The sequence below is a fragment of the Nocardia sp. NPDC005978 genome (assembly GCF_040614455.1).
Classification (GTDB): Bacteria; Actinomycetota; Actinomycetes; order Mycobacteriales; family Mycobacteriaceae; genus Nocardia.
This window is the reverse complement of record NZ_JBEXUS010000088.1, coordinates 21,469-34,064: the sequence shown is the minus strand read 5'-3', so window position 1 is coordinate 34,064 and position 12,596 is coordinate 21,469. Positions and strand designations below refer to the sequence as shown.

Annotated in this window: 16 protein-coding genes; 4 read left to right on the top strand and 12 right to left on the bottom strand. The window is 69.1% G+C overall.

All coding sequences use genetic code 11. The features are described from left to right. The 3 genes from ABZ319_RS30215 to ABZ319_RS30205 form a co-directional block, all read right to left on the bottom strand. On the bottom strand, nt 1-323 hold a 323-nt coding region (locus ABZ319_RS30215; RefSeq protein ID WP_354989909.1), incomplete at its 3' end, for a zf-HC2 domain-containing protein. Continuing rightward, nucleotides 320-901, bottom strand: a complete 582-nt coding sequence (locus ABZ319_RS30210) for a sigma-70 family RNA polymerase sigma factor (protein WP_354989908.1) — start codon at nt 899-901, stop codon at nt 320-322. The genes ABZ319_RS30215 and ABZ319_RS30210, both read right to left, overlap by 4 nt. 72 nt (nt 902-973) lie before the next feature. Then, nucleotides 974-1,597: a YqgE/AlgH family protein gene (locus ABZ319_RS30205; protein WP_354989907.1), complete on the bottom strand. Its 624-nt coding sequence runs from the start codon at nt 1,595-1,597 to the stop codon at nt 974-976. 137 nt (nt 1,598-1,734) lie between these two features. Between ABZ319_RS30205 and ABZ319_RS30200 the strand changes: the two genes are divergently transcribed. Then, nucleotides 1,735-2,496, top strand: a complete 762-nt coding sequence (locus ABZ319_RS30200; RefSeq protein WP_354989906.1) for a lysophospholipid acyltransferase family protein — start codon at nt 1,735-1,737, stop codon at nt 2,494-2,496. A gap of 69 nt (nt 2,497-2,565) precedes the next feature. Here ABZ319_RS30200 and ABZ319_RS30195 read toward each other — a convergent pair whose 3' ends face one another. Beyond that, nucleotides 2,566-2,898: a GNAT family N-acetyltransferase gene (locus ABZ319_RS30195; protein WP_354989905.1), complete on the bottom strand. Its 333-nt coding sequence runs from the start codon at nt 2,896-2,898 to the stop codon at nt 2,566-2,568. A gap of 105 nt (nt 2,899-3,003) precedes the next feature. Between ABZ319_RS30195 and ABZ319_RS30190 the strand changes: the two genes are divergently transcribed. Further along, on the top strand, nt 3,004-4,140 hold the full coding sequence (locus ABZ319_RS30190; RefSeq protein WP_354989904.1) for a glycerate kinase: 1,137 nt from the start codon (nt 3,004-3,006) through the stop codon (nt 4,138-4,140). Between the two features lie 87 nt (nt 4,141-4,227). Here ABZ319_RS30190 and ABZ319_RS30185 read toward each other — a convergent pair whose 3' ends face one another. Next, nucleotides 4,228-4,584 (bottom strand): helix-turn-helix domain-containing protein, encoded by a 357-nt coding sequence (locus ABZ319_RS30185; protein ID WP_354989903.1) that lies wholly within the window; start codon nt 4,582-4,584, stop codon nt 4,228-4,230. A gap of 138 nt (nt 4,585-4,722) precedes the next feature. Between ABZ319_RS30185 and ABZ319_RS30180 the strand changes: the two genes are divergently transcribed. After that, entirely contained in the window at nt 4,723-5,595 is an 873-nt protein-coding gene (locus ABZ319_RS30180) for an NAD(P)-binding domain-containing protein (RefSeq protein ID WP_354989902.1), read from the top strand. A gap of 118 nt (nt 5,596-5,713) precedes the next feature. Here the strand turns inward: ABZ319_RS30180 and ABZ319_RS30175 are convergent, their stop codons facing one another. From ABZ319_RS30175 to ABZ319_RS30155, 5 genes are all read right to left on the bottom strand, one after another. Further along, nucleotides 5,714-5,950 (bottom strand): helix-turn-helix transcriptional regulator, encoded by a 237-nt coding sequence (locus ABZ319_RS30175; RefSeq protein WP_354989901.1) that lies wholly within the window; start codon nt 5,948-5,950, stop codon nt 5,714-5,716. Beyond that, nucleotides 5,940-6,791, bottom strand: coding sequence for an ABC transporter permease (locus tag ABZ319_RS30170; RefSeq protein WP_354989900.1), 852 nt, complete (start codon nt 6,789-6,791; stop codon nt 5,940-5,942). The genes ABZ319_RS30175 and ABZ319_RS30170 overlap by 11 nt, the downstream gene beginning before the upstream one ends. After that, a complete protein-coding gene (locus ABZ319_RS30165) occupies nt 6,788-7,756 on the bottom strand; it encodes an ABC transporter ATP-binding protein (protein ID WP_354989899.1) in 969 nt (322 codons plus the stop codon). Before ABZ319_RS30165 ends, ABZ319_RS30170 begins: the two co-directional genes overlap by 4 nt. Nucleotides 7,757-7,878: 122 nt before the next feature. Beyond that, a complete protein-coding gene (gene aroQ, locus ABZ319_RS30160) occupies nt 7,879-8,319 on the bottom strand; it encodes a type II 3-dehydroquinate dehydratase (protein WP_354989898.1) in 441 nt (146 codons plus the stop codon). 30 nt (nt 8,320-8,349) lie between these two features. Continuing rightward, on the bottom strand, nt 8,350-8,946 hold the full coding sequence (locus tag ABZ319_RS30155) for a hypothetical protein (protein ID WP_354989897.1): 597 nt from the start codon (nt 8,944-8,946) through the stop codon (nt 8,350-8,352). 339 nt (nt 8,947-9,285) lie between these two features. Between ABZ319_RS30155 and ABZ319_RS30150 the strand changes: the two genes are divergently transcribed. Continuing rightward, the gene (locus tag ABZ319_RS30150) at nt 9,286-10,965 is read left to right on the top strand and encodes an NTF2-like N-terminal transpeptidase domain-containing protein (protein WP_354989913.1); all 1,680 of its coding nucleotides are present in this window, start codon (nt 9,286-9,288) and stop codon (nt 10,963-10,965) included. 74 nt (nt 10,966-11,039) lie between these two features. Here the strand turns inward: ABZ319_RS30150 and ABZ319_RS30145 are convergent, their stop codons facing one another. Continuing rightward, on the bottom strand, nt 11,040-11,417 hold the full coding sequence (locus tag ABZ319_RS30145; protein ID WP_354989896.1) for a DUF3054 domain-containing protein: 378 nt from the start codon (nt 11,415-11,417) through the stop codon (nt 11,040-11,042). Nucleotides 11,418-11,480: 63 nt separating this feature from the next. Continuing rightward, a complete protein-coding gene (locus ABZ319_RS30140; RefSeq protein WP_354989895.1) occupies nt 11,481-12,596 on the bottom strand; it encodes a YbhN family protein in 1,116 nt (371 codons plus the stop codon).

The following is a 12,596-nucleotide window of genomic DNA, read 5'->3' as shown; positions in this document are numbered from 1 at the left end:
GCCGCGATCGCGCCGCCCGCCGCCCATCGCCGCCGCCGCCGGCGCGCGCGGACGGCGCGTTCGGCCAGACCGGGCAGCAATCGTCCGGGCGGTGGCGGCGCGTCCTGCGGATCCGGCTGGGCCGCAAGCGATATCGCCGTATCGGTTTCCACCAGGGTGAGCAGGCCCGGCAGCCCGGCCAGTTCGGCCACCGCCGACCGGCAGGGCGCGCAGGCGATCAGATGGTCCTCGTACTCACGGCGTTCGGCCCGGGCGAGGGCGCCGAGCACGTAGGCCCCGTCCCAGGTCGGGTATCCCTCGCAGAGTTCGTGTCCCGCGGTCATCTCGTCACCCCCATCTCCTGGAACGCCAGTCGCAGCGCCCGCATCCCATAGTGCATACGGGACTTCACCGTGCCCTCGGGAATGTCCAGCTCGGCGGCGATCTGATGGGTGGACAGTCCCCTGTAGTAGGCCCGCACGATGACATCGCGGTGATCGGCGGTCAGCCGCGCGAGCGCGTCGGCGACCAGCCAGCCGTCCAGGGCGCGGTCGCAGTGATCGGGCGTGCTCCGCTCCGGCGGATGATCGGTGCGCAGTTCGCGCCGGTTGCGCGCGGACCGGTGTTCGTCCACGGCGAGATGCCGGGCCACGGTGAACAGCCAGGCGCGGGCGGAGGTGACGGACTGATCCAGGATCGCCGGGCGCTGCCAGGCGCGCAGGAGGGTCTCCTGGACGATGTCCTCCGCCCGGCCCGGATCGCCCACCAGCCCGAAGGTGAACCGCCACAGCGGCGCCGCGTGCTCGTCGTACAGCGCCCGCAGCAGGGCCTCGGCGTCGTCCGGCCGGTCGGGGGCAGGGGCGAGCGGGCTCGGCGGCCGGGAGTCCGGTCGCCGGTCTGGTGTGCCCGGCACAGTGCCCATGACCTCACCGATTCAGTCGGCGGATACCACTGTCTCTGCTGTCCACATCCGAACCACGGTGCCGGCCGCGGTTCAGTTCGATCGGGTGCGCGGCGAGTCGACCGGATGGGTGGCCAGTAGCGAGAGCGGCAGCGGCTGGCGGCGCAGCACCCGGCCCCACAGGTCGACCCGGCCCGCGAGCGGATCGCTCGGCAGCGCCGAGAGCACGATCCAATCGCCCCGATCCAATTCGCCTTCCAACTGGCCGAAGGTCCAGCCCGCATAGCCCGCGAAGATCCGCAGACCCTCGATGAGGGGCGCTATGCGTGCGGGATCCGAATCCAGATTCACCAGTGCCACCCGGCCGTCCACCCGCCGCAGGCCCGGCAGGCCCGCGATGGTGGCCCCGACCTTCAGGGTGGCCAGGCACAGGGCGGAATCGCGCTGCACCGGGCCGCCGCGGTAGAGGGTGTCCGGATCGGCCGCGAGACCGCTCCAATCCGGTAGGACTTCCGCGACCGGGGTCTCGCTGGGCCGGTTGAGGATTACTCCCCGACTGCCCGCCTCATTGTGCTCGACGATATACACGACGGTGCGTCGGAATGCCGGTTCCGTGAGGTCGGTCGCGGACACCAATAGCGTCCCCGGGCGCACGACCTGTTCCTCATGCCGGAATTCGCGTCTAGAACTGTCGCCATGTTCTTCTGCGCGTGCCACCCAGCCATCATTCCACCGCGGCACCACAATTGCGCCGGCTAATTTCGGAACCGCGCAATTGCGCCGCCGGCCCGGCCGGCGGGCCCGCGTGGACACTCGCCCCGGCGCGTTCGGGATTCGGTGGCTAGGGTGAGGCCATGGAACGGCCCGAGGTTGTCCTCGAGAACAGCGATGCGGTCTACGACTTCTATCGCGACCATCAGCAGAATCTGCTCCAGGCCAGGGGGGCCTACTGGATGCTGGGTCGGCGCTACCGTCCGCGCATCTCGTACGCGGCGGGTGCGCGGGACCGGCTGCGGGAGTTGATCTCTCAGCGGCGGCCGCTGCTGATCGCGATCAACCACCTGTCGCAGCTGGATCCGTACACCGTGGCCGCGGCGGCCTGGCGCAGCGCGCTACGGCCCGCCATCGGGCGCACGCGGGTGCTGGCCAAGGACGAACTGTTCGAGGAGCCGAAACTGCGCGCCCGCATCGACATGATGGGCGGCATTCCGGTCTTCCGGGGCAAGGACCACGGCTTGCGCGCGGTCAACGCCGCCGGTCAGCGCATGATCGACATCTGCGCCGAGCGCCTCGCGCGCGGGGACGGGGTCGCGGTCTTCCCCGAGGGCACCTGCAACAACGTGGACCCCACCCAGGTGCAGCAGGTCGGAACGGGTATCGGGCACATCGGCTTCCGCGCCAAGCGGCTCGGTGCCGACCCGGTGCTGGTCAGCCTCGGGCTGAGCTACGGGCCGCGGCTGGATCCGAAGGTGGAGCCGACGAAGGAGGAGGCCAAGTCGGCCAGCTTCTATTTCGGGCTGCCGGTCGACGGGTTGCCCAGCAAGCCCGCCGAGATCACCCGCGTGGTGCGCGACGAACTCCAGACCGCGCTGGACGGCGCGGTCAAGGCGTACTGAGGACTTTCGCGGTGGTGTGAACCCCGCCCGCGGTGCCCCGATCGGCGTCGCGGGCGAGTGTGCGGCGGCTTACTGCTGGGGCAGGTTCAGCCGTTCCCGCGACCACCGCGGGACCAGGGCCAGATATTCCGGGCGTGACTCGACGAAATGGTGCACCATCGGGCACAGCGGGAGGATGCCGAAGCCCGCGGCCCGGGTCTGGTCGAGTGCGCCCTGCACGAGTTTGCGGCCGTAGCCCTGGCCCTCGAATTGGGGATAGATCTCGGTGTGCACGAAGGCGCGCTCGTTGGCCGTGTCCTGATAGGCCGCCACCCCGGCCAGATAGCCATCGACATACAGCTCGAAACGATCGAGCTCGGCATTCTTGCGGACCTCGATCGGCGCATTCGGCTCACTCGGCATATATCGAAAATAGCCCGGGGGCCAGCGGCTATTTGTCCGTTCCCTGTTCCGCGCCCCCGGCGTGTCGTGAATAGGGCGCGCCGTGGCCGTGCCGGATGGGCGGCAATGGACAACACTGTTCTGGTGACGCCCACCCGTGCCCGCCGGGTCATTCTCGCCCCGGACAAATTCAAGGGTTCGCTGACCGCCGCCGAGGTGGCGGCGGCACTCGCCGTGGGAATCCGCCGCGCGCACCTGGACATCGAGGTCCGGCAGCTGCCCATCGCCGACGGCGGTGACGGAACGGTCGACGCCTTTCTGGCCGCGGGCTGGGACCGAATCGCGGTGACCGCGCCCGGGCCGACCGGCGTCCCCGGCGAGACCGCGTACGCGCGGCGTGGCGGCACCGCGGTCATCGAACTCGCTGCGGTGACCGGACTTGTGAAACTGCCTGGCGCGCAGCCGGATCCGCTGCACGCGGGCACCTACGGCCTGGGCGTGGTCATCGCGCACGCGCTCGACGCCGGCGTGCGCGACATCGTGCTCGGCCTGGGCGGCAGCGCCTCCACCGACGGCGGGGCGGGCCTGCTGCAAGCCCTCGGCCTGCGCGTGCTCGACGCCGCGGGCAACGAGATACCCGCCGGGGGAGCGGCTCTCGCGCACGCCGCCCGCGTCGACCGTGCCGGGCTGCATCCCGCCCTCGCCGATACCCGCTTCACTCTCGCCAGCGACGTGGACAACCCCCTACTGGGCCCGCGCGGCGCGGTCGCGGTCTACGCGCCCCAGAAGGGTGCGACCGCCACTGACCTGCCGATTCTCGAAGCGGCCCTGACGAACTGGGCCGCCCTGCTCGGGCCGGAACGGGCGAACGAGCCCGGTGCGGGCGCGGCAGGCGGCGCCGGCTTCGCGGCCCTGACGGTTCTCGACGCGATTCCCCGGCCGGGTATCGATCTGATCCTGGAACTGGTGGGCTTCCCCGCCGCCCTGGCCGAGGCCGACCTGGTGATCACCGGCGAAGGCTCCCTCGACGCCCAGACCCTGAACGGCAAGGCCCCCATGGGCGTCGCCGCCGCCGCCCGTCGCGCGGGGGTGCCCGTCATCGCCGTGGCGGGTCGAATCCTGCTCGGCGAGAAAGAGCTTCGTGACGCCGGGTTCGCCGAGGCGTACGCGCTGACCAAGTTCGAGCCGGACCCCGAGCGCTGCATGAGCAGGGCGGCGAATCTTTTGCAGCGCATGGCGATTCGGCTCGCCGGGAAAGTGTAGGGTCGCGCCGCGTGTTACTCGAGTACTGATCGCCACGGGGTACAGGTGCCCTGACGGCTCGGCGGGCGGGCCCGCCCGGGCGCCTGCCTAGCCCGCGACGCTGAGCGGGCGGCCCAGGATCCGGCCGCGATTGCGGTCGCCCCACTCCTCCAGGGAGCGCAGGGCAACGTTCAGCTCGTGGCCGAGCTCGGTCAGCGAATACTCCACGCGCGGCGGGATCTCCGGGTATATCTCGCGGTGCACCACGCCGCTCGCCTCGAGCTGGCGCAGATTCTCCGCGAGCACCTTCTCGCTCACACCCTCGAGCAGGCGACGCAACTCGCCGAAGCGCTGCGGACCCGCGCCCAAGGCCCACATCAGATGCATCTTCCATTTGCCGCCGACCACGTCGATGGCCACGGACATGCCGCAGATGTCGTGATCCGCGTCACCGTCGTTGTTCATGGCGGGGCTCCTGACCGTATTTCGAACCTGCAGGTAAGCAACCACACCCGAACGTGCGGTCTTCCCGAGCCTACCGATCACGGCCAGTATCGATTTCGGCGCCGACACCACTACAGCGACGAACGAACAGGACACACCATGTCTGAGCAGCGCAATTCCGTATCCGTCATCGGCCTGGGCCCCATGGGACAGGCGATGGTGCGGGCCCTGTTGAAGGCCGGGGTCGAGGTGACCGTGTGGAACCGCAGCACCGCGAAGGTCGAGGCCATGGTGGCGCTGGGCGCCAAGGCGGCGGCCACCGTCGCCGAGGCCCTGGATGCCAACGAGGTCTCGGTCGTGAGCCTCACCCACTACGCCGCCATGTACGACGTCCTGGGCCAGGCCGTGGATCACCTGCCCGGCAAGGTGATCGCCAACCTCTCCTCCGATTCCCCGGAGCACGCCCGCAAGGGTGCGGAGTGGGTGCGATCGCACGGCGCGCAGTTCATCTCCGGCGGCGTCATGTCGGCGGGCGACAACATCGAGCACCCGGCCTCGTACATCTTCTACAGCGGTCCCCGCGAGGTGTTCGACGCGCACGCCGACCTGCTGCGCCCGCTGAGCCCGCAGGAGTACCTGGGTACCGACGACGGTCTGGCACAGGTCTTCTACCAGGGCCTGCTCACCACCTTCCACCCGTGGCTGCTGGCCTTCGACCAGGCGACGGCCATGATCAGCAAGGCCGGGCACTCGGTCGCCCAGTTCGTGCCCTATGCCATCCGTTCCAGCGAGGCGTACCCGTACTTCATGCAGGAGTTCTCGGTCGCCAACGAGAACGGCGGCTGGGCCGAGGTGGCGAGCCTGAAGATGATGGACGCCGGCGCGCAGCACATCATCGAGGCCAGCGAGGAGGTCGGCGTCGACGCCACCCTCTCGCACGCCGCGCAGGCGTTCTGGCGCAAGGCCGTTGCCGCCAGCGAGGAGGCCGGTCGCGCGGTCTCGACGTACGAGCTCATGCGCGACGCGAAGTAGATCGGCAGGCGGATCACACCGCGGCAGCGGCGCGCGCACCGTCCGGCCACCTGTAGCCCCGCCGTACCGGAAGGTGCGGCGGGGCAAGGTCGTTCGGTCACCGAATCGATCGCCCGGATCAGGCGGATTCCGAGCCGAGGCGCGGGAAGGGGGCGGTCGAGAAGACCACCTCCACCGGCACCTCGAAGTACTGCGAAACCCGCAGCGCCAGATGCAGACTCGGGCTGTACTCACCGCGTTCGAGATAGCCGATCGTCTGATAGTGCACACCCAGTGCCGTCGCCAGCTCGCGGCGTGACACGCCCCGTTCGGCGCGCAGCATGGCGATCCGATTGAAGATGACCTCAGTAGCCACGCTGAATGGCCTTCTCCCGCCGGGCCGCCACACTCGAACCGGATTCGCGACGAGCCATGCGGCGCAGGAAGATCGGCGCGAGCACCAATCCGGCAACCGCCCACAGGCCCAGCACGGCCGCGGTTTCCAGGCCGCGCCAGCTCTCGCTCAGCTCGACAGCCGCCGCGTCGCCCGGCAGCATGGCCGAGCGCATGCCCAGCCCCAGCCAATAGATGGGGAACACCTGCGCCACACCCTGCAACCAGCCGGGCATGGCGGTGATCGGATAGAAGATGCCGGAGATCGCCACGAGACCCATGATGGGGAACGACAGGAAGCCGATGCCGCGCGGGTTGTCGAAGAGCGATCCGATGGCCGCGCCCAGCGGCAGGACGGCCAGCAGGCCCAGGGCCAGTACCCAGATCAGCGTGAACCAGGCCCGCGCGCTGTCCAGGTGCACGCCGCCGACGATCAGCGAACCCAAGCCCAGGATGATCGTCACCTGGATCAGCACCGTCGCCGAGGCCACGGTGATCTTGCCGATCAGATAGCCGACCATGCCGTTCGGAGTGGCCTTGGCGCGCAGGAGAGTTCCGTCCTCGCGATCCATCGTCAGATAGCCCGCCATCGCGAACATGCCGTTGAAGGCGATCATCATGCCGACCACGCCCGGCAGCGCCAGCGCGCCGAGGGTCAGTCCGCTGGCCTCGAAACTGCCGTTGCGCAGGAAGAACAGCGCACCCAATGTCAGTACCGGCCAGAAGAACTGGCTGAACAGGTCCTGCCCGCTGCTGAAACTCTGGCGGAGTTCGATCCAGCCGCGCCACAGACCCGCGCGGACGGCGACGACGGTGGGGTTCATCGGGTCACCTCCTCGAGGGTGCGCACGTCGGCATCGGACTGCCGCCCGGATTCGAAGCGCTGCACCAGGGTCATGTAGGTGTCCTCGAGGGAAGCGCGGCGGACCTCGAGCTCCTCGATCGCCGCGCCGTGCTCGCGGAACAGTTCGTGCACGAAAGCCGTGCTCTCGGTGGTGGTGTGGACGAAGCGCTGCCCGGCGAGCGTCCACTTCACCTCGGCCTCGCCGGCGATGCGCCGGGAGAGCTGATCGGCCGAGCCGTCCGCGATGATCCGGCCCCCGGCCAGGATCAGGATGCGGTCGGCGAGCTTCTCCGCCTCGTCCAGATCGTGGGTGGTCAGCACGATCGTGGTGTGCTCGTCGTCGGCGAGCCGGTGCACCAGATCGTGGAATTCCCTGCGCGCCTGCGGATCGAAGCCCGCCGTCGGTTCGTCCAGGAACAGCAGTTCGGGACGTCCGACGATGCCGATGGCCACATCGAGCCGGCGGCGCTGGCCGCCCGAAAGCGTCATGGCCTTGGCGTTCGCCTGCGCCGTGAGGCCGACCGCGGCGATGAGCTCGTCCACGTCCCAGGGCCGGCGCAGGTCGCCGGTGGAGTAGGGCGCGTAGAACAGGCCCAGGTAGGTGAGCAGCTCGCGCACACGCCACTTGCCGTGGTCGCGCCAGGACTGCAGCACCACGCCCACGCGGGCGCGCCACGCCTCGTCGCCGTGCGCCGGATCGGCGCCGAGCACGCTGACCTGCCCCGCCGAGCGCATGCGGAAGCCCTCGAGAATTTCGATGGTGGTGGTCTTGCCCGCGCCGTTCGGTCCCAGCAGCACCAGAACCTCGCCCGCGCGGGCTTGAAAAGTGACGTCCCGCAGTACATCTCGGTCGCCGTATCGCATACGCAGTTGCTGGACGTCGAGCACGATGCCCGCGCCGCCTCCCGCGTCCCCGCCATGGGTCATTGCATCCTCCGTAGTCATCTCAGGATGCTATGTAGCATATCTACTACATTTTGACGGGTACAAGCTATTTATGCCGAGGGTGTTCAGGGCACGAAAAAGGCCCGGCTCACAGTGAGCCGGGCCTCGGGTTTCGCGAAAAGTCAGTGGGTGGCGAGGAATTCGACGGCGGCCGCGTACCCCCGGATGCCCATGCCCGCGATGACCGCGGTGGCGATGGGCGAGACGAACGAGTGGTGCCGGAACTCCTCGCGCGCGTGCACATTGCTGATGTGCACCTCCACGATCGGCGCCTCCGGGATCACCAGGGCATCGCGCAGCGCGACCGAGGTGTGGGTGAGCCCGCCCGGATTGATGACGATGCCGGACACCACCCCGCGCGCGGCGTGGATCCGGTCGATCAGCGCGCCTTCGTGATTGGACTGGAAGGCATCGATCTTCCGGTCGAACCGCTCGGCCGTGACCCGGCACAGCTCGACCACGTCGTCGAGCGTGTCGGCGCCGTACACCTCGGGCTGTCGCGTGCCGAGCATGTTCAGATTCGGGCCGTTGAGTATCAGGATCGGGCCGGCGGATTGAGCCATGGCTGGAATCCTACGTCCGCCGCCGGGTTCCTAGAGTCCGCGCGGGCCTTCCGCGCGCAGGTCGTCGACCTGGCGCATGGCCGAGCGCAATTCCTCGAGCCATTCCTCCGCGTGCTTGCCCGCCAGCTTGACCGTCCAGGCCAGCGCGTCCGAGCGGGAGCGCGCCACGCCGGCGTCGACCAGGGTGTCCAGCACCTTGCGTTCGGGCTGGCGCAGGCGCGTCATGACCGGAACGGACAGGTGGGTGAACAGGATTCGCTCCCCGGCGATCGTCACCCCCCACGCCACGCTGCGGCGATAGCGGCCGTGCGCTTCCATCGCGATCTGCATGCGGGCGGGCCGGGTGGACTCCCGGAAGCGCGAGACCAGACCCTCCCGGGTGGCTCGGGGCACCTCGGCCGGCGGGGCCTGCGGATCGGCGGAATCGGTGGATTCGGGTACGGGAAGCGGCAACTCGCCGATCACGACGATCTCGTCGCGGTCGATCTCGAGGAGCGGAGGACCGGTGAACCACTCGGTTGGCAACCTTCCGGCGAACCAATCCCGGGCGTCCAGGGCGTCGGGGAGATCGGCCTGCTGCCAGCCCCCGGGACGGCCGAGTTCGCGTTCGCGCTGTCCGTTTTTCATCGCGGTCACTCTCGCTTACTGCCTGAAGTTGTAATGCTGATTACAACATTACGTCGCCCGCGCACGATGCGATTGCGCTCTCGGAGAACGGGGTTGGAACGAGTCCCGCGACGCGGCCCGCGAGTCGGTCACCAGTACGGACTGGACGGTCCGGGCGGGAGGGAACACGCCGGGGTCCGTAACCGACCGGTGATCATGTAACTGGTCCCGAACGACCGATATCGGCACTATGGTGGTGCTCAATAGGAGTACGCCTGGTGGAAAGGTGGCACCGCGAGCTTTCCCGACGCGGTACCGTGGTCCCTGTTGCTGATGTGGCAAGAGTGAAGAGTGGGCGATATGGATGTGTGGGGATCCCGCCGCTTCCGAGTACGTGGGGCGATCGTGCTCGCGGTGGCGGCCGGTGTCGCGATCGCGATGGGGTCATGTGCTGTTCGGGATCGGACGACCGGGGCCGAAGCGGTCGTCGAGCGGTTCAGCACCCTCCTCGACAAGAAGGACTATGACGGCGCCGCGCGCCTCACGTCCTATCCTAACGGTGCCTCGGCAACGTTGAAGCAAGTTTTCGAAGGACTGGAGTCGGGCAAACCCGACTACGAGATGACCCAGTTCATCGGACTCGACGGCAACACCGGTCTTTTCAGCATGACCGGCGCCTGGAACTTCGGCGAGCACAAGGACTGGAAGTTCGACCTGCAGGGCACCGTCCGCAAACTCAGTGTCGGCTGGCGCATCTCGTGGGATCCCGCCCTGGTGCTGCCCCAGCTCGACGCCAAACGCACCGTCAAACTGGTGCGCACCTACGCCGCGCCGTCCCCGCGCGTCAACGACATCGTCGGCGCGCCGCTCATGACCGAGCAGACCATCAACGTCATCAAGCTCGATCCCGGCAAGACCGGCGACCCCGTGGCATCCTCCAACGCGCTGGCCGCCGCCATCGAACCGGTCGCACCCCTGATCACCGGAGATTCGCTGCTGCAGCAGCTCTCGTCCTCCCAGGGCAAGGCCATCGTGGCGGTGAACCTGCGCGACGGCGACTTCGAGATCCTGGAACCGCGCATGGCCCCCATCCCCGGCGTGGTCATGGAGAAGCAGCCGCGGCTCATCTCCGCCGACCGCCGGGTCTGGTCCCCGCTGCTGGATTCGCTGCGCAAGGTCTGGCAGGACAATCGCGACGAGCGCGCCGGCTGGGGCGTCCAACTGTTCGAACCGGACGGCAAGTTCGTCACCCAGCTCGCCGGCGAACAGGGCCCGCCCGGACCGGACATCGCCGGCACCATGGATCAGCGGCTGCAGCGCGCCGCCGAGGACGCGGTGGTGAGCTACGGTGCGCCCGCCTCGATCGTGGCCATTCAGCCCTCCAGCGGCGCGGTGGTCGCGGCCGCCCAGAACAGCCAGGCCAGCGCACACGGATCGGTGGCCTTCACCGGCCTGTACCCGGTCGGCGGCATGATCGAGGTGTTCAAGAACGTCGCCGCCATCGCCAAGCAGAAGGCGCCCCAGGACGTTTCGGTCAGCGACGCCGCCGAGGCGGCGACCATGCTCGGGGTCGGGATCGACTTCAAGGTCGCCGGGCTCGACGAATCCACCGGCAGGCTGCCCTCGGGCAAGAACGGCGCCGAGACCGTGGGCCGCGGCAACGCCGGGGACTCGCTGCTGGCCAGCCCGTGGGGCATGGCCATCGCGGCGGCGGCCATCGCCAACGGCCAGGTGCCCAAGCCCATGATCACCATCGGCAGCCCGGCCACCACCGAGGTCGATCTGCAGCCGCTCGCGGGCGGGGTCACCGATCGCCTGCGCACCATGCTGCGCGACAGCACCGGCGCCCCCGACCTCGCCGGACTCGGTCGCTACCAGGGCATTCAGGCCTTCAGCGCCACCGCGGGGGCGAACGGCTGGCTCATCGCGACGATGGGCGATCTGGCCTTCGCGATTCATATCGACGACGTGGACAGCGCCGACGCCACCGGGCGCATGGCGGTGCGCCTGATGCAGGCGCTGTCGAGCCCGGACGACTAGCGACCGCTCGCCCGGGCCGGCGCGGCATGCCGGCTTCGGTGCGGGAACGCGGGCGGTCGGCCGCGCGCCGGAACTCAGCGCAGCGCCCGCAGCGCCGCCCGCGGTCCGAGCAACACCAGCGCCAGGAAACACGTCGCCACGATCATGAAGCTCAGCGCGGTGCCCTGACCGCTCACCGCGCGCAGCGCCATCCCGCCCGCCAGGGTGCTGATCCAGATGATGACACCGGCCGGCCACAGCGCGCGGCCGTCGAAACGCCGTGCCGCGGTGAGGCCCTCCCGGCCCGAGGCCACCGCCACGGCGATCACCCAGCCCAGCAGCAAGCCGGTGAGAAACGGCCACGCGGTGCGCGCCAGGCCGGTGAGCACCGCCTCGTCGTGACTGCTGCGGCCGATCGCGCAGAACACGATCACGAACACCACATCGACGACGAACGGCACCAATTTCTTCACGCGCCACAGGGTATCGGCACCGCATCGGCCCCCCGCGCAGGGACATGCGGCGGTGCGAGCGGTCTACTGCTCGGTCGCGGGACGGTTCGGCGCGCCGGTGCGGCGCTGCTCGAACTCCTTCTCGTACTCCGCGTCGTCGACATGCGGCTTGCGGTACAGGAACAGGAAGACGATCCAGCCGACGATCGCCACCAGAATGAAGCTGACCAGTCGATACAGGAACGCGGCCGCCACCGCCTGCGCGGCGGGCAGCGCCGCCGCGACGGTCAGCGAGTAGATGAGCGTCGCGTCCACGTAGACGATGCCGCCGGGCGCGAAGGGAATGGTGCCCACCGCCTTTCCGGCCGCGAACACCAGCATGAGCGCGGCCAGCTTGGGCTCCGCGCCGACCGCGTAACACGCCGCGCCGAGGCAGGCCACGTCCGCCATCCGGTGCACGATCGCCCACCAGGTGACCAGCGCGCCGTCCCGGCGGCCCAGATCCACCGACTCCAGCTGGTCCAGGATCTCGGTGATCTTCTCCGACCCCTCGGTGCTCGGCCGGCGCCGAATCCGGTTGATCAGGTGCAGAACTCGGTGCAGCAGCGATTCGATGGAACCCGGGTGCTTGGAGACGTAGTTGAACGCCCAGATCAGCACCGCCACCGCGCCCAGCGACACGATCACCTTCACCGGGCCGACGCGGTCGCCGACCAGCACCGCGCCGAACACGCCGAGCAGGGTGAGACCGGCGGTCGCGACCACGCCCGACATGACCAGCTGCCAGGACGCCACGATCGGGCTCGCGCCCCACCGCCGGATCTGTCTATAGGTGAAGGCGGTGGAGAACACCTGACCGGCGGGCAGGGTCAGCGCCATACCGGTGGAGCCGTACACCACCGAGACCGATTCGCGCTGGCTCACCTCGACGCCGCCCGCGTGCAGCAGCTGTTTCTGGATGCGGCCGTACCCGCTCATGGAAACCGCCTGCATGAAGATGCAGGCGGCGACCCAACCCCAATGGATTTCGGTGAGGTTCTTCCAAGAATCGGCTAGGCGCGGATAAAGATATGCGCCTTCGGAAATCAACAACGCGAGCAGCGCGGCCCCGACGACCCATTTGGCCCACCAGAACCTGCCGCGGCGCGAGTTCTCCGCGGGCGGCGCAGGATCGCCGGCCAGCTCATCATGGGCCGTCAC